Origin of the sequence: Elstera litoralis (assembly GCF_000963705.1) — a bacterium.
Lineage (GTDB): Bacteria > Pseudomonadota > Alphaproteobacteria > Elsterales > Elsteraceae > Elstera > Elstera litoralis.
In genome coordinates, this window is sequence record NZ_LAJY01000061.1 from 1 (window position 1) to 15,914 (window position 15,914).

Consider the following 15,914-nt stretch of genomic DNA (forward strand, 5'->3'; position numbering starts at 1 on the left):
GAATTGCCATGCGCATGCTGCAACAAAGACTTTCGGTGAAGCTCGGCGCAGCTTTCTTACTGATCTCACTCATTACTGCCATCTCCGGTGGACTCATTGTAAAATATCTAGACGATCTGGTAAAAAAGTTCGGTCATAACAAAGCATACTTACGAAGTCATTGATGCGATTGGCCTCATCCGCGAGGCCATGCTGAATCAACAGACTGGCCTGCGCGGCTATATTGTCCTGGTGTCGGAGGATGCCCTGATCCCCTTCACGCAGGGGCAAGCGCAGTACACGGCAGCCCTTGAGGCGGCGCAGCGGTTGACGGTCGACGATCCCGCCCAACAAAAGCGGCTGGCCACCGTAGCCGCCACGGTTGAAACCTGGAGCCGGGAGTTTGCCACGCCGGTTTTAAGCGGGCTTCGCGATCCCCAAGGGCGGGCACGCGCCCTTGAGATTGCAAAATCGGGAACCGGAAAGGAAATTTTCGATCAATTCCGAGTGCAATTGCGCGAAATTGAGACTATCGAGCGCGACTTGCTCGCCGCCCGCTCCAAAGAGTTTCAGAGCACCAGCCGCGTTGCGCAAACCATCGCCATCGCCGCCATTCTCGTCACCCTTATCGGGGCCGTCATTCTATCGATCTTCGCCAATCGGAGCATCACAGCCCCCGTTGTCCGCATGACCGCCTCGATGGAAGCGCTCAGCCGGAAAGCCTATGAGGCCGCGATTCCCGGCGCGGATCGGCAGGATGAAATCGGCAAAATGGCGCAGACGTTGCTGCTCTTCCGCGCCTCGATGCAACAGGCCGACGCGCTAGCCCTGGCGCAGGAAACGGCCCGCGCCGCCGAAGACGCGCGCCGCGCCAAGCTGGAAGGGCTGACACGCAATTTCTTGAGCAATATCGATACGATCGTCCAGGGCCTCGGCACGGCATCCAGCCAAGTGCGCACCAATGCCGAATCGCTCGCGGGGACGGCGCAGCAAACCACCGCTCAAGCGACGGCGGTCGCCAGCGCGACCGATCAGGCCGCAAGCAATGTGCAAACCGTGGCCTCCGCCGCCGAAGAGCTTTCGGCTTCCATCGTTGAAGTCGCCCGCCGGACGGAAAACGCCGCGACCGTCGTGCGTAAGGCCGTGGATGAGGCCGAACAGACGAATTCGGTGATTAAAGGCCTCGCCGCCTCGGCCGATAAGATCGGCGAGATCGTCAGCCTCATTCAGAATATCGCCGGGCAAACCAATCTACTGGCGCTGAACGCCACCATCGAAGCGGCGCGCGCCGGAGAAGCAGGCAAGGGTTTTGCCGTGGTGGCGAGCGAAGTCAAAAGCCTCGCCAATCAGACCGCCAAAGCGACGGACGATATCCAGACGCAGATTTCGACCGTGCAAGACGAGACCCGCCGCGCCGTCGAGGCCATCAATAGCATTGGCGGCACGATCCGAACCATCGACGATATTACGGCAGCCGTCGCGGCGGCGGTCGAGCAACAGGGCGCCGCCACCCGCGAAATCGCCCGTAACGTCACTCAGGCGGCCAGCGGAACCGAGCAAGTGAACCGCAATATCGTCGGCGTCTCCCAGGCCGCCAGCGAAACCGGCCAAGCCGCCCATGAAATGCTATCGGCGTCCAGCACTCTGGCGCACCAGGCCCAAACGCTCAAAGTGCATGTCGACCGCTACGTAAGCGACGCGGCGGCGGCGTAAACTTGAGGGAGGGGCGCGGCTCCGCTCCCTCCCTCACGCTTCGGCGTTCGGCCACTCGATAATGTGATGCAGATAGTCTTGTTCGTCGGTAATGCTGGCTTCGCTCACCACGCGCCCCCGAACCGAATGGCCAGCGCGCACCACGGAATCGGGATCGCCGGTCAGCAAAGGGTGCCAAGCGGGCAAAGGCTTGCCTTCCGCCATTCGCCGATAGGCGCAGGAGGGCGGCATGTAATAGAGGCTTTCGATGCTCTCCGGTGTTACCTTCACGCATTCGGGCACTTGGTCGAAACGGTTTTCGTAATCGCAGCAGCGCCCGGTTTTGGCGTCGAGCAGGCGGCAGGCGATGCTGGTGAACTCGATCATGCCCGAGGGCTCGCCTGCCTCATCCTCATATTCAAGCTTGGCGAGGCAGCATTTGCCGCAGCCATCACACAAAGCCTCCCATTCCGCAGGGGACAGGGTGAGCAGGGTTTTTTTGGTTTCCCAAAAGCGAGGCGTGAGGCTGGGCATGGGGCGGCTCGATAGGACGGATAGCGTGATAGCGCTAGTAGATAGACCGAATCGTGCCGCCGTGCCCAGCCTTAACCTTTTCGTCCTAAGCGAGCCAACTCGGCACCGGCAGATTGCGGGCGCGCAGGAACTCCGGATTGAACAGTTTCGACTGATAGCGCGCGCCGCCGTCGCAGAGGATGGTGACGATGGTATGCCCCGGCCCGAGGGTGCGGGCGACCTGCATGGCGGCGGCGATATTAATGCCTGCCGAGCCGCCAACGCAGAGCCCATCGTGTTTCAACAGATCGAACACGACCGTTAGCGCCTCGGTGTCGGAGATCCGCACCGCGCCGTCGAGCGCGACGCCCGCGAGGTTGCCCGGAACCCGGCCCTGGCCGATACCTTCCGTAATCGAGGTGCCTTCCGACACAAGCTCGCCGCCCGTTGCCCAATTGTAGAGGACCGAGCCGTGGGGATCGGCGAGGAAGATTTTCGTCGTGGGGGCCGATGCCTTCAGCGCGGCGCTGATGCCCGCGAGCGTGCCGCCGGTGCCGACCGCGCAGGTAAAGGCATCGGGGGCTTTGCCGGTGATCGCTTGAACCTGGGCCAGAATTTCCGGCCCGGTCGTGGTTGCGTGGCCGTTGCGGTTGGCGAGATTTTCGAATTGATCGGCGAACAGTACGCCGTTCGGCTCGGTCTTGGCGCGCTCGTCGGCGACCCTCCGGGCGACATGCACGTAATTGCCGGGGTCTTTGAAGGGTTTGGCTGGAACCAGCATCACCTCGGCCCCAATCAGCCGGAGGAAATCGATCTTCTCCTGGCTTTGGGTTTCCGGCATCACGATCAGGCTGCGGTAGCCGCGTGCGTTACCGACCAGGGCCAGGCCGATGCCGGTATTCCCGGCAGTGCCTTCGACGATCAAGCCGCCCGGCCTCAGCGTGCCCGCCGCTTCGGCGGCCTGGACGATAGCAAGCGCCGCGCGGTCCTTCACCGAGCCGCCGGGGTTCATGAACTCGGCCTTGCCGTAAATCGCGCAGCCGGTCGCCGCCGAAGGGCCGTTTAGGTAAATGAGCGGCGTTTGACCGATAGCGGGGAACAGGCCGGGGCCGGGCATGGACTTTCTCCAATTTACGGTGTGATTTGGGAAACTTGGTTTCTATGTAAGGTCTGGTGAAACTCGGTGCAAGCGTTGCAGCACTTCAGACAGGCAGGGCAGGCATGAGCGGGTTCAAGGATCATTTCTCCAGCGTGGCCCAAGGCTATGCCGCGTTCCGCCCGCGCTATCGGCCCCAATTGGCGGAAGATTTAGCGGCGCTCTGCCCGCAGCATCGGCTGGCCTGGGATGCGGGCTGTGGCTCTGGGCAGTTCTCGGCCTTGCTTCCCGCCCAGTTCGAACAGGTGGTGGCGACCGACGCCAGCGCCGAGCAAATCGCGGCTGCCCCGCCGCATCCCCAGATTGAGTATCGCGCAGCGCGGGCGGAGGCGAGCGGCTTACCCGATGGCTCGGTCGATCTCATTACCGTGGCCCAGGCCGCCCATTGGTTTGATCTTCCGGCTTTCTACGCCGAATGCGCGCGGGTGGCCGCTCCTGGGTGCGTGCTAGCGCTGATTACCTATGCGCATATGCGCCTGCCCGAGGCGCTGACGGCGTTGTTCTGGCATTTTTATGATGGTGTGCTCGGCCCCTTCTGGCCCCCCGACCGCCGCCATGTGGAACAGGGATATGCAACCCTGCCCTTCCCGTTCGCGCCACTCCCACTGCCCCCGCAAGCGCTGGAGGCGGTTTGGGGGCTCGATCAGGTCTTGGGCTATGTCGAAACCTGGTCGGCAGTGCGCGGATTGCTGAAAGCCGAGGGCGATGCGCGTTTGCGGGCCTTCAAGGCAGCGTTCCACAAAACCTGGCTCGACACCCAGGGTGAGGGAGCGCAGCTCGCGCTCGATTGGCCGGTTACGGTGCGCGTCGGGCGGATTCGGCCCCTCTAGAGTTAAAAACCGGGTCCTTTTAAAAACTAGGGGCTTTTTCAGACTCCTGCATTGACAGGGGCAAAGCCGCTGGGTAGGTTCCACGCCTATTTTTGACTTAGCTTCCTGGCCGCTTCCCTGGCCGGACCTTGAGACCCAAAGGCTTGCATCATGAAGATCGTCAACTCGCTGAAGTCCATGAAGACCCGCCACAAGGCTTGCCGCATTGTGCGTCGCAAGGGTCGCGTGTACGTCATCAACAAGCAAAACCCGCGCTTTAAAGCCCGCCAGGGTTAATCTTGCGCGGCTTCGGCCGCACGGGACGCGCCGGTTTTCTGCTACACTAAGCACCGCAGGCCTGCTTGCGGTGCCTTAGTGTTTTTTAGCATTAAGGCTTGACGCTGTTATCCTGTAACTGTATCTCTAATTGTGACGATTGGAGGGGCGCATGGGCGCACGCAGCAATCGCTTTGCGGTTGCCCTGCACGCTTTGGCGGTCATCGCCGAGCGCAAGGGGGAACCGGCATCGTCGGACTGGATCGCGCATAGTATCGGCACGAACCCGGTGGTGATCCGCCGGGCGATGGCACCGTTGCGCGATGCGGGACTGGTTGCGTCCGTCGCCGGGGCATCCGGGGGGTTCTTGCTGGCAAAACCGGCGGAACTCATCGGGTTGAACCAGGTGTGGGCGGCGGTCGAGCCTGCTGGGAGCCTTGCCTGCCACGAAGGCAGCGAGGATTGCCCGGTTGCGGCCCAGCTTCCGCCGATCTTGGCCGAAATCGGTCAGGATATGGACCGGGCGCTGGATACCAGTCTGAGGGCGTGGCGCTTGTCCGATGTGACGCGGCGTCTGTGCCCGGAGATGAAGGCATTGCTGGCGCAGAAGCCTCTGTGATCGTTGAGAAGAAGAGCGGCTCTTGGGCCGTTTTTCTTGACCTTAAAATGTAACATTTTCAGATACGGTGATCTTCATGGCAAAAGTAGCAATCGTTTACCACAGCGGCTTCGGGCACACGGCGGTTCAGGCCGAAAGCGTCGCCACCGGCGCGCGCAGCGTTTCCGGCACCGAGGTGACCTTGGTGAAAGTGGAAGATTGGGAAGCGCATGTGGAGGCGTTGAACGCCGCCGATGCCATCATCTTCGGCGCGCGACTTATATGGGCAGCGCTTCCGCCCAGTTCAAAACCTTCATGGATGCGACCGGCAAGATTTGGTACGGCCAGGGCTGGAAGGATAAGCTCGCCGCCGGTTTCACCAATTCGGCCAGCCAGAGCGGCGATAAGCTGAACACGCTGATCCAGCTTGCCATCTTCGGCGCGCAGCATGGGATGATCTGGGTCTCGCTCGGCGAGTTGCCGCAGAACAATAGCTCAGCCTCCTCGCCCGATACGGTCAACCGCCTCGGCAGCTTCCTCGGCGCGATGGCCCAGTCGAACAACGATCAAGGCCCGGACCTGGCTCCGCCCGCCGCCGACCGCAAGACGGCAGAAATCCTGGGGGCGCGCGTCGCAACCCAAGCCGCCCGCTGGGTGAAGGGCGCGTAAGGCGCGACTTTCGGCCTCGCCCCTACGAAAGTTTATCCCCCTTTCCCTTGCTCTTAACGCCTCGCTTGCTATCGTCTGATCCAAGCCGGGGTTAAAGGCGCAAGGGGGAGGGGTTTATGGTTCAAATGCCGGTGCCGGATAGCGGCATTCTGGCGCGACGCGACGATATTGTCCGCGCGCTTTATGCATTGCTGCCGGAGTCATGCGTGATCGCCGACGCGGTCGCCCGGCGGGCCTATGAGTGCGACGCGGTGAGCGCCTACCGCCAGCTTCCCCTCGCCGTGGTTTTGCCACGCACAACGGCGGAAGTGTCAGCGGTTCTCAAATATTGCCACGAAGCAGGCGTGCCGGTGGTGCCGCGCGGGGCCGGAACCTCCCTCTCCGGCGGGGCCTTGCCGGTGGCCGATGGCATCGTGCTGGGCTTAGGCAAGCTCAATAAGATCCTCGATATCGATTTTCCCAACCGCGCTGTGGTGGCGCAGCCGGGCGTGACCAACCTCGGCATTTCCAACGCTGTCGCCCACGCAGGGTTTTACTACGCGCCCGATCCCTCCTCGCAGATCGCCTGCACCATCGGCGGTAATGTGGGGGAAAATTCCGGCGGTGTGCATTGTCTGAAATACGGCCTCACCACTAACAATATTCTGGGGCTCGAACTGGTACTGATCGACGGCACCATCCTGCGCCTCGGCGGCAAGGCGTTGGACGCCGGGGGCTATGATTGGCTCGGGTTGCTCACGGGCTCCGAAGGGCTGCTGGGGGTCATTACCGAAGTCACCGTGCGCATTTTGCGCAGACCGGCGACCGCCCGTGCGCTCTTGCTGGGTTTCCCCAGTTCCGAGACGGCGGGCGACTGCGTCGGCCAGATCATCGCGGCGGGGATCATTCCCGGCGGGATGGAAATGATGGACCGCCCGGCGATTCACGCGACGGAAGCCTTTGTGAACGTCGGCTACCCGCTGGACGTGGAAGCGCTGCTGATCGTCGAACTCGACGGGCCGCAAGTCGAGGTCGATCACCTGATTGAGCGGGTTTCGGCGATTGCCGACCGCTGCTCGGCGATGACCAAGCGGATTTCGACCAGCGAGGCCGAACGGATGGCCTTCTGGGCCGGGCGCAAGGCGGCGTTTCCGGCGGCGGGGCGCATTTCGCCCGATTATCTCTGTATGGATGGCACCATCCCGCGCCGGGCGCTCTCGCAGGTGCTCACCCGCATGACTGAACTCTCCCAGCACTATGGCCTAGGGCTCGCCAATGTGTTTCACGCGGGCGACGGCAATTTGCACCCGCTGATTCTGTTCGACGCCAATAAGCCCGGCGAACTCGATAAGGCCGAAGCGTTCGGCGGCGATATTCTCAAGCTCTGCGTCGAGGTTGGCGGCGTGCTCACCGGCGAGCATGGCGTCGGTGTGGAAAAACGCGATTTGATGCCGGTGATGTTCTCCGAGATTGATCTCGACCAGCAGCGCCGAGTGAAGGACGCTTTCGATCCGCACGGCTTGCTCAACCCCGGCAAGGTCTTCCCGCTGCTCAGCCGCTGCGCCGAGGGCGGTAAGATGCATGTTGCAGGCGGCGCGCTGCCCCATCCCGATCTTCCCCGTTTCTGAGGCGCACGCATGCTCACCCCGTTAAACGCCGCCGAACTTTCCGAATTGGTGCGGTCTACCACTGCGGCGGGCGAGGCGCTGGCGCTGCATTCCGGCAATTCGCTTTCCGCCCTCGGCCACCCGCCGCACGGCGACCGCCCGCATCATTCCCTGTCGCTGGCGGGCTTCGATACGATCATCGCCTATGAGCCCGACGAACTGGTGCTCACGGTCGGGCCGGGGATTCCGATGGCGGAGGTTAAAAGCCTGCTCGCCACACGCGGCCAGCATCTCGCCTTCGAGCCGCCCGATTGGGGGCCGCTCTACGGGCAACCGGCGGGGATCGGCACGCTTGGCGGCACCCTCGGCGCGGCGCTGGCGGGATCGCGCCGAGTGACGGCGGGCGGCGCGCGCGACCATATGCTCGGCTTCCACGCCATCAACGGGCGCGGCGAAAACTTCAAAGCCGGCGGGCGCGTGGTAAAGAATGTGACCGGCTATGATCTGCCCAAGCTGGTCACGGGCGCGTTCGGCACGCTGGTTGCCCTGACGGAAGTGACTGTCAAAGTGGTGCCCGCCCCCGAAACCGTCGAAACCCTGATGCTGCCCCGGCTCGGCCCTGCACTGGCGACGAAGCTGATGTCGCAAGCCTTGGGCAGCCCCCATGATGTCGGCAGCGCCGCCTATCTTCCGGCCAGCGTCGCGCGCGACCTGATTCCCGGCACGAGCGATAGCGCGACTATGATCCGGCTGGAAGGCTTCGCCCCGTCGGTCGCAGCGCGCGCGGCGGCGCTGACGATGGAGCTGGGCGTCACGGTCGAACGCTTGGGGGCAGCAGTCTCCCACAGGCTGTGGCAGGCGCTGAGCGATGCCGCGCCGCTGGTAGGGTTGCACGAGGATTGCCTGTGGCGCATCTCCGTTGCCCCCACCGAAGGTGCGGCGATTCTGGAGGCGGTTCAGACCGCCCGGCCCTTGGCGACCGGCTGGCTGGACTGGGGCGGCGGGCTTCTCTGGCTGGCGCTGCCCCCGCAACCGAGCGAGGCGGACGGCGGGGCCGCTTTTCTGCGCGGTTTGGTGAAAGACGGGCACGCGACGCTGATCCGTGCGCCGGAGCGCGTGCGGGCGCGCGTGCCGGTGTTCCAGCCGATGCCGCCCGCCTTGGCGGCGCTCGCGCGGCGGCTAAAAGCCTCCTTCGATCCGCATGCCGTCTTCAATCCGTCGCGTTTTAGGAGCCTGAGGCGATGCAGACCCATTTCAGCCTCGCCCAATTGGCCGAAACCGCCGTTCAAGATGCCGACAAGATTCTGCGCACCTGCGTGCATTGCGGCTTCTGCACGGCGACCTGCCCGACCTATCTGCTGCTCGGCGACGAGCTGGATAGCCCGCGCGGGCGCATCTATCTGATGAAGGATATGCTGGAAAACGCCGAGGCGCGCGCGCCGACCGAGGCGCATGTCACTCATATCGACCGCTGCCTCACCTGCCTGTCGTGCATGACCACCTGCCCGTCTGGGGTGCATTATATGCATCTGGTCGATCAATCCCGCGCCCATATCGAACATCATTACCGCCGCCCCTGGGCCGACCGGCTGGTGCGCGGGATTTTGGGCAAGCTGATGCCGAACCCTACCCTGTTCCGCCTGTCGCTGCTGGCGGCGCAACCGGCGCGGCTGGCCCTGCCGCTGCTGCGGCGCTTTACCGGGCATGGATTGGTCAAGCGGCTGGTCGCTCTGCTGGAAACGGCGCGTCCGCCCGCCGCCCGCACGCCCATCGACCGGCCCGGTCTGCGCAAAACCGCGCCCGGCGTAACCGTGCTAAAGCGCGTCGCCCTGATGAGCGGCTGCGTGCAGAATTCGCTGCGCCCCGATATCAATGAGGCAACGGTTCGGCTGCTCACCCGCCTCGGGGTCGAAGTGCTGGTGCCGCCTGCCGCCTGCTGCGGCGCACTCAATCATCACTTGGGCCAGGAAGACGCGGCGCTTACCCGCGTCAAAGCCAATGTCGCCGCCTGGGAAAAGCTGCTGGACGACGGCTGCGCGGCGATTCTCATCACCGCCTCCGGCTGCGGCACGACGGTCAAAGACTATGGCCATATGCTGAAAGACGATCCGGCCTGGGCGGCGCGGGCGGCGCGCGTTGCGGCTTCGGCGAAGGATGTGTCGGAAATTCTGGAGCATCTGGATTTTCCGGCAACCAAAGCCGCCGAACCTCTGCGCCTCGCCTATCATTCCGCCTGCTCCATGCAACACGGCCAACGCCTGAAGACGGGGCCGAAGGCGCTGCTGGAGCAAGCTGGGTTCACCGTCCTGGACGTGCCGGAAGGCCATATCTGCTGCGGATCGGCCGGCACCTATAGCCTATTGCAGCCCGAGCTGTCGCAACAGTTGCGGGATCGCAAGCTGGGTAATATCGCGCTCACCCAACCGCAGGCGGTGGCGACGGGGAATATCGGCTGCCTCACCCAGCTTCAGGCCGGGCTGCCGGTGCCGATCGTGCATACGGTGGAATTGCTTGATTGGGCGTATGGTGGGCCAAGACCGGCGGGTGTCTAGAGTGTTTTAAAAACAGGCTTGGTTGGGGGCAAAGGTGCAGGCAGGCGGGAATAGGATCGAAAGCCAGGGCTTTAAAGCCGCGCGGCAACACTTGCGGCGCGACGTTTATCGTATCTTAGAAAGCCCAACGGGCGGCGGCTGGGTGCGCCGCTGGATCGACGCCAGTCTTATTCTGCTGATTCTGGTTAACGCCGGGCTGGTGTTGGTGGAAGAAGCGCTCTCCCCTGGTGCCTATGCCGCCGAGCTGGGTTGGTTTGAGCGGGCCACGATTGCCATTTTTGCGATCGAATATTGTTTCAGGCTGTGGGTCGCGGTCGAGCGGGACGACCGGCACGATCTGCCGCCCTGGCGGCTTAGGGTCGGCTATATGGTCTCGCCGGTGGGGCTGATTGATCTTTGCGCCTTCGTCCCCGCGCTCTTGGCGGGGCTATTTTTCCTTGATCCGCGCTATCTGCATCTCGTTCGCTTGCTCAAGTTAACGCGCTACTCGCCCGCGCTGCAATCGCTGGCAACGGTCTTCTATCAAGAACGGCGCTCGTTCTTCGGGGCTTTGTTGATTGCGGTGATGGCGCTCTTCACGTCGGCGAGTCTTATTCATCTCGTGGAAAAGGACGTCCAGCCGGAGGCGTTCGGCACGATCACCCAATCGATGTGGTGGGCAATCGTGACCCTGGCGACAATCGGTTACGGCGATGTCGTGCCACACACTCCGTTGGGCAAGATCGTCGGCGGGGTGTCGGCGCTCATGGGCCTTTGTATGGTCGCCCTGCCCTCGGCGATTATGGCGAGCAGCTTTATGGAGCAGATCAAACGCCGCGATTTTGTGGTGAATTCAAAGCTGGTCCTTCAGGTGCCGCTTTTCTCCGATCTCCAGATTCTTCACATTGTCGAGATTGCCAGCATGCTGCGGCCCTTGGCCGTCCCCTCGCTCTACCGCGTCGTCCGCCGGGGGGATGCTGCCGACTGCATGTATTTCGTCGTGTCGGGCGAACTCCAAGTCGATCTCGGTGAGCGACGGGTAAAACTCTCGAACGGCGATTTTTTCGGCGAGTTGGGGTTGCTGAACAAGGCTCCCCGCTCGGCCAATGTCGTCGCCGTCACCGATACGCAGTTGTTGGTGTTGGAAGCGAGCGACTTCGACAAGCTGACGCGGATTTATCCTGAAATGCGCAATACGATCGAAGCTCACGCCGCCGAGCGCATTAAGTTTCAGCCCTAGGTTTTTTCCCTCATACCGATCCTGTATCGATTTTCGGGCGGCGCGCTTGCGCTTTTTCGGGGGGCTTGATACCCAAGGAGCATGGTTTCGCTCCGCCCTCTTTTTGCGCGCTGTTTGCCGCTGCTCCTGAGCCTCGCCGTTTTGGTGCAGGCTTTTGGGGGCGGAGATGCCTTTTCGGCGCGGATGCCGGGGCAGGATCTTGAAACCGCGCTGGCGATGCTCTGCACCCCCGGCGGGGCGCAGGACCCCTCCGAGAAAGCCCCGGCGATGCACGATCTGGCGTGCTGTCTGCTCCAGTGCCGGTTCGATCCGGTGGGCGGCAGCGGCCCTCTGCCGGAAGCGCTGGTTTGGAGCAAGGCGCGCTCTGAAGGCCGGGTAGAGTATGTGGCCGACCGAAGCATCCACTTTGCCGTCGCCGAGGTTCGTCCTCACCAGCCCCGCGCCCCACCGACTGCCTGACCCGAGGTTTTGCGTCCCAAACCGCCCCTGAACCGGGGCCGGTCTCGCTTTCTCGTTTCAGGAGTCTACCATGCGCTTTACTCTCGCCGCCGTATTGCTTGGCAGCACCTTTGTGTCGGCATCCGCTGTTGCCCAAGAAACCCCCGTTTCGCTGAATTTCGCCGCTCAGATCGGGGCTGAAACCTTCCGCTGTGGCGGCTCCTATGCCGACATTGGCACGACGAAATCGACCGTCACCCCGTCCGATTTCCGCCTCTACGTGTCCGATGTCGCCCTGATCCGCGCCGATGGCAGCGAGCAGCCGGTGACGCTGACGCAGGATAAGAAATGGCAGTATCAGGCCGTCGCCATGCTGGATTTCGAAGATAAGACCGGCCCCTGTTCGAACGGGACGGCGGAAACCAACGGGTCGGTGAAAGGCGCCGTTCCGGTGGGCTCTTATACCGGTGTCGCCTTTACCCTGGGCGTGCCCTTCGCGCTCAACCATGCCGATGCAACCCTGGCCGAATCGCCGTTGAATGTGACGACGATGTTCTGGAACTGGCTCGGTGGGTATAAATTCCTGCGCGTCGATATGGATACGTCGGGCGCGGCGGGCGGCCAGGGGCCGAAAGGGCGCGAGCGTGGCTTTGTCGTTCATCTTGGCTCCACGGCCTGCCAACCGGCGATGGCGCACGGCGGTGGCATGGCATGAACAGCGGCAGCGCGGGCGGACACGGCGCGCAGGGGGCCGCCGCGATGCAGCCCGCACAAAGCTGTGCCAATCCGAACCGCGCGCGCGTCACCCTGGCGGGGTTCGATCCGGCGAAGCAGGTGGTGATCGCGGATCTTAAGGCGCTCCTGTCCGAAACCAATGTGGATATCAATCAGCCCGATACGGCGCTGGGATGCATGGCCGCGCCGAATGATGGCGACTGCCCCGGCATTTTCCGCGCTTTGGGCCTGCCGACGGGGGCCTCGCAACGTTTCTTCCGGGCCTCGTAATATGCGCGGCTGGGTCCGCGCGCTGGCGCTGATCGCGGTTCTGGCGGCCCCGTCCGCCGGGGCCGAAACCCCGTGGGTTTGGGATCTTCCGGCCTGGGTGCCGCGCCCGCGCGTGCCCGCCGACAATCCAATGACGGTGGAAAAAGTGGCGCTCGGGCGGCAGCTTTTCTACGACAAACAGCTTTCGCTGAACGGCAAAGGAGCCTGCGCCTCCTGCCATATACAAGCGAAAGCCTTTACCGATGGCCGCAAGGTCGGTGTTGGTGTGACCGGCGAAAAGCATGTGCGCAATAGCATGGGCCTCGCCAATGTCGCCTATGTGCCCGTACTGACCTGGGCCAATCCGCTCCTACATTCCCTGGAACAGCAGGCCCTGGTGCCGATGTTTGGGGAAAACCCGGTGGAACTCGGCCTTGCGGGTCAAGAGGAGGCGCTTTTTGCTCGCCTGAAAGCCGATCCGCGCTATCCCGCGCTGTTCCAAGCGGCCTTCCCGGCGGAAGGCGGCACCATAAGCCTGCGCAGCATCACGCAAGCCTTGGCGGCCTTCGAGCGGAGTATCGTCTCTTTCTCAAGCCCCTACGACCGCTACCGCTATGGCAATGAGCCGAATGCCATTTCCGCCGCCGCCAAACGGGGGGAGGCGCTGTTTTTCTCCGAACGCCTCGAATGTTTCCACTGCCACGGCGGCATCACCTTCTCCAATGCCGTCACCCACGAACGCTTAGCCTTTGTCGAGGCGGGGTTCCATCAGACCGGCTTGTATAATCTCGACGGCAAGGGGGCCTATCCCGCGAATAATCCAGGGGCGATTGAAGTGACGGGGGAAGCGCAGGATATGGGCCGCTTCCGCACGCCCAGCCTGCGCAATGTCGCCGTCACGGCCCCCTATATGCACGATGGCAGTATCGCGACCCTGGATGCGGCTATCGATCATTATGCGGCCGGTGGGCGGGCGAAAAGCGCCCAAACCGATCAATTGATCGTCGGTTTCAAGCTCAACAAAAGCGAGCGCGCCGATCTGATTGCCTTCCTGCGCAGCCTGACCGATCAACGCCTGCTGACCACCCCCGCTTATGGCCCGCCGAAATAGATTAGCCCCGCTCCCGCGCCAGCAGCTTCTTCTTGCGCTCGACGCCCCAGCGATAGCCGGACACCGCCCCGCCTTCGCGGACGATGCATGGCACGGCACGGCAATCGCCAGCGGATTGGCAGCGCAGGCTCCGGCGACGGCGCGGGCGGCGGCGGGCTGGCCAATGGCGGTGGCGATCTCGGCATAGCTCGCGGTTTTTCCCGCCGGAACCGCCCGCAGGGCCTGCCAGACGCGCTGCTGAAAGGCGGTGCCTTGAATATCGAGCGGCAGGGCAAGGCCAAGGGCGGGGGTTTCGATGAAGGCGACGACGGCGGCGACCGTGGCGCTGAAATCATCCGCCGCCGGGGCAACCTCGGCCTTGGGGAAGCGCGCATGAAGATCGGCGATCAACTCTTGCGCCGCATCGCCCAGCGTGAGGCAGCACACCCCCGCCTTGGTCGCCGCAACGAGCACTTGGCCGAGCCAGCAGGGGGCAACGGCATAGCGGATCGAGAGGCCCGTGCCGCCGTGGCGGTAGCGCGTCGGGCTCATGCCCAGCATGCCGTCGGCAGCCTCATAGAAGCGCCCGGAGGAGCCGAACCCCGCCGCATAGACGGCCTCGGTCACGCTGGCTTCGCTTTGAAGCGCGGCCTGCACCCGCGTTCGGCGCTGGCCTTGGGCGTAGTGCTTGGGGGTGATGCCGGTGATTTCTTTGAACAGCCGGTGGAAATGGAACGGGCTGAGGTGCGCCTCTGCGGCCAACTCTTCCAAATTCGGCAGGGTTTCCGCCGTCTCCAGCAGGCGGCAGGCCCGGGTGATCGCGGCGATGTGATGGGCACGGCTGGCGATGGCATCGGGGCGGCAGCGCTTGCAGGCACGGAGGCCGTCGGCTTGCGCTTCGGCGGTACTGGCATAGAAGCGCACATTCTGCCGCTTCGGCCCGCGCGAGGCGCAGCCAGGGCGGCAATAGACGCCGGTCGTCATCACCCCATACCAAAAGATCCCATCCTGGCTGGCATCGCGCGCCAGGATTTGCGCATAGCGCGTATCGTCGGGTGAGGGAGTCTCAGTCACGGGGGCAAAATCCGGTTGGATCGGGGTCATGTCGAGCATAGCAGCGTCTCCGGGAGAGCGAAGCGGAATGCGGATAGATTAGACCAGCGGGGCACGTCGCGCGTCTCGGTCCTTGCGCTGATATTGACCCGGCCCCGCGCCGCCGAGGCTTGACAGAAAAGCCCCTCTCTCAGAAGGTCGGCGGTCGCAGGATTCCCCCTGCGCGTCAAAATTCGAAGTGAGTGACATGATTAGGATTACCCTTCCCGATAACAGTGTGCGGGAGTTCCCCGGCCCGGTCACGGGCGCGGCGGTGGCTGCCGACATCGGGGCGGGGCTGGCAAAGGCTGCCCTCGCCATCAAAATCAACGGCGAAGTGAAAGACCTAACCACGACTCTCACGACCGACACCAAGCTTGAAATCATCACGCTGAAGTCGCCGGAAGCGCTCGAACTCATCCGTCACGATTGCAGTCATATTATGGCGCAGGCAGTGCAGGAGCTTTTCCCCGGCACGCAGGTGACGTTCGGTCCCGCGACCGAAACGGGCTTCTACTACGATTTCCACCGCGCCGAGCCGTTTTCGACCGAAGACCTCGCCGGGATCGAAGCGCGTATGCGCGAGATCGTGAAGCGCAACCTGCCCTTTACCCGCGAAGTCTGGGGCCGCGATCAGGCGGTCGCCTATTTCACCGAGAAGGGCGAAAGCTTCAAAGCCGAGTGGATTGGCGAAATCGACGCGGCGGAGGATATTTCCATCTACCGCCAGGGCGATGATTGGCTGGATCTCTGCTATGGCCCGCATCTGCCCTCCACAGGGCGGATCGGCCAGGCCTTCAAGCTGACCAAAGTCTCCGGCGCGTACTGGCGCGGCGATGCCAATAAGGCGCAGCTTCAGCGCATCTATGGCACGGCCTGGCGCACGCAAGAAGAGCTGGACAACTATCTGTTCCAACTCGCCGAGGCCGAAAAGCGCGATCACCGCAAGCTTGGCCGCGAGATGAACCTGTTTCACCAACAGGACGAAGCCGCCGGCATGGTGTTCTGGCACCCGAAGGCTGGACGCTTTACCGGACTCTCGAAAATTTTATTCGTGGCCGCTTGCGTGACGCCGATTATGTCGAAGTGAAAACCCCGCAGTTGGTCGACAGCTCGCTGTTCATCGCCTCGGGCCATTGGGACATGTACGGCGAAAACATGTTCAAGGTCGAAGTCGACGGCGGCGACCGGCTTTTCGGCATCAAACCGATGAACTGCCCGGCGCATGTGCAAGTCTTTCGGCAAGGGTTGAAATCCTACC

Annotated in this window: 15 protein-coding genes and 2 pseudogenes; 14 read left to right on the forward strand and 3 right to left on the reverse strand. The window is 63.2% G+C overall.

The window, feature by feature from the left end; translation table 11 throughout:
* Nucleotides 1-135: 135 nt before the first annotated feature.
* Nucleotides 136-1,692 (forward strand): methyl-accepting chemotaxis protein, encoded by a 1,557-nt coding sequence (locus VZ95_RS03270; protein ID WP_269747049.1) that lies wholly within the window; start codon nt 136-138, stop codon nt 1,690-1,692.
* Between the two features lie 33 nt (nt 1,693-1,725).
* Here the strand turns inward: VZ95_RS03270 and VZ95_RS03275 are convergent, their stop codons facing one another.
* Together VZ95_RS03275 and VZ95_RS03280 are read right to left on the reverse strand one after the other, a co-directional pair.
* Nucleotides 1,726-2,205 (reverse strand): YcgN family cysteine cluster protein, encoded by a 480-nt coding sequence (locus VZ95_RS03275; protein ID WP_045774609.1) that lies wholly within the window; start codon nt 2,203-2,205, stop codon nt 1,726-1,728.
* A gap of 85 nt (nt 2,206-2,290) precedes the next feature.
* Complete coding sequence (locus VZ95_RS03280; RefSeq protein ID WP_045774610.1) at nt 2,291-3,301, reverse strand: cysteine synthase A; 1,011 nt, start codon at nt 3,299-3,301, stop codon at nt 2,291-2,293.
* Nucleotides 3,302-3,405: 104 nt separating this feature from the next.
* Here VZ95_RS03280 and VZ95_RS03285 point away from each other — a divergent pair, with 104 nt between their 5' ends.
* The 12 genes from VZ95_RS03285 (at nt 3,406) to VZ95_RS03330 (ending at nt 13,582) form a co-directional block, all read left to right on the forward strand.
* On the forward strand, nt 3,406-4,170 hold the full coding sequence (locus tag VZ95_RS03285) for a class I SAM-dependent methyltransferase (RefSeq protein WP_045774611.1): 765 nt from the start codon (nt 3,406-3,408) through the stop codon (nt 4,168-4,170).
* A 150-nt stretch (nt 4,171-4,320) separates the two neighbouring features.
* The gene (gene ykgO / locus VZ95_RS22700) at nt 4,321-4,446 is read left to right on the forward strand and encodes a type B 50S ribosomal protein L36 (protein ID WP_084627548.1); all 126 of its coding nucleotides are present in this window, start codon (nt 4,321-4,323) and stop codon (nt 4,444-4,446) included.
* A gap of 151 nt (nt 4,447-4,597) precedes the next feature.
* Complete coding sequence (locus VZ95_RS03290) at nt 4,598-5,044, forward strand: RrF2 family transcriptional regulator (protein WP_045774612.1); 447 nt, start codon at nt 4,598-4,600, stop codon at nt 5,042-5,044.
* A gap of 261 nt (nt 5,045-5,305) precedes the next feature.
* Nucleotides 5,306-5,692, forward strand: coding sequence for a flavodoxin family protein (locus VZ95_RS03295; protein ID WP_232302457.1), 387 nt, complete (start codon nt 5,306-5,308; stop codon nt 5,690-5,692).
* A 125-nt stretch (nt 5,693-5,817) separates the two neighbouring features.
* On the forward strand, nt 5,818-7,299 hold the full coding sequence (locus tag VZ95_RS03300; RefSeq protein ID WP_198148059.1) for an FAD-linked oxidase C-terminal domain-containing protein: 1,482 nt from the start codon (nt 5,818-5,820) through the stop codon (nt 7,297-7,299).
* Nucleotides 7,300-7,308: 9 nt separating this feature from the next.
* Nucleotides 7,309-8,682, forward strand: a complete 1,374-nt coding sequence (locus VZ95_RS03305) for an FAD-binding protein (RefSeq protein ID WP_232302458.1) — start codon at nt 7,309-7,311, stop codon at nt 8,680-8,682.
* Nucleotides 8,580-9,830: a glycolate oxidase subunit GlcF gene (glcF, locus tag VZ95_RS03310; protein ID WP_232302459.1), complete on the forward strand. Its 1,251-nt coding sequence runs from the start codon at nt 8,580-8,582 to the stop codon at nt 9,828-9,830. Before VZ95_RS03305 ends, glcF begins: the two co-directional genes overlap by 103 nt.
* A 34-nt stretch (nt 9,831-9,864) precedes the next feature.
* Nucleotides 9,865-11,049: a cyclic nucleotide-gated ion channel gene (locus tag VZ95_RS03315; protein ID WP_198148058.1), complete on the forward strand. Its 1,185-nt coding sequence runs from the start codon at nt 9,865-9,867 to the stop codon at nt 11,047-11,049.
* Between the two features lie 81 nt (nt 11,050-11,130).
* Nucleotides 11,131-11,508: a hypothetical protein gene (locus VZ95_RS03320; RefSeq protein WP_045774615.1), complete on the forward strand. Its 378-nt coding sequence runs from the start codon at nt 11,131-11,133 to the stop codon at nt 11,506-11,508.
* Nucleotides 11,509-11,578: 70 nt separating this feature from the next.
* Complete coding sequence (locus tag VZ95_RS03325; protein WP_052711442.1) at nt 11,579-12,202, forward strand: MbnP family copper-binding protein; 624 nt, start codon at nt 11,579-11,581, stop codon at nt 12,200-12,202.
* Nucleotides 12,199-12,492: a hypothetical protein gene (locus VZ95_RS23790; protein WP_052711443.1), complete on the forward strand. Its 294-nt coding sequence runs from the start codon at nt 12,199-12,201 to the stop codon at nt 12,490-12,492. Before VZ95_RS03325 ends, VZ95_RS23790 begins: the two co-directional genes overlap by 4 nt.
* A gap of 1 nt (nt 12,493) precedes the next feature.
* On the forward strand, nt 12,494-13,582 hold the full coding sequence (locus VZ95_RS03330) for a methanobactin export MATE transporter MbnM (RefSeq protein ID WP_045774616.1): 1,089 nt from the start codon (nt 12,494-12,496) through the stop codon (nt 13,580-13,582).
* A 123-nt stretch (nt 13,583-13,705) separates the two neighbouring features.
* Here the strand turns inward: VZ95_RS03330 and ada are convergent.
* A pseudogene (ada, locus tag VZ95_RS22705) lies at nt 13,706-14,674 on the reverse strand (bifunctional DNA-binding transcriptional regulator/O6-methylguanine-DNA methyltransferase Ada); the annotation flags it as partial.
* Nucleotides 14,675-14,861: 187 nt separating this feature from the next.
* Between ada and VZ95_RS03340 the strand changes: the two are divergent.
* Nucleotides 14,862-15,914 (forward strand): annotated as a pseudogene (locus VZ95_RS03340) (TGS domain-containing protein); the annotation flags it as partial.